This window comes from Dellaglioa sp. CoH-56-MRSF-14 (assembly GCF_056782115.1).
Window position 1 is genome coordinate 1 of the sequence record NZ_JBXAYB010000072.1, and the last position, 312, is coordinate 312.

At 58.0% G+C, this 312-nt stretch carries 1 protein-coding gene; it reads right to left on the reverse strand.

Going from position 1 to position 312, the window contains the following annotated elements:
• Window positions 1-312 (reverse strand): hypothetical protein (locus AC1RPX_RS07900; protein WP_481763347.1); only part of this gene is annotated, 312 nt, incomplete at both ends.

Genomic DNA, 312 nt, shown 5'->3' on the forward strand with positions numbered 1-312 from the left:
GCACGAGCGATTGACGCACCTGTGCGCTCACAGCATCAGGAACGTGGTGGGCCTCACGCATGATCTGATCAGCAGACCACGCAAGGTCTGGGTTTTCAGGAGTGCGTGCCGCGAGCATCGCACGCAACCGCTCGATGTCCGCAATGTGCTTGGCTTCTGCTTTCGGCGGGTGCCCACGACGCATCTTGATGAACTGCTCGTACAGGAACTTGAACCCTTCTTCCGGAGCCAGTGTCGAGAACGAATAGACAGGAACCGCGCATTCGACATAATCGAGTTCGCGCTGCACCTTGACACGCAGATAGTTGGGGC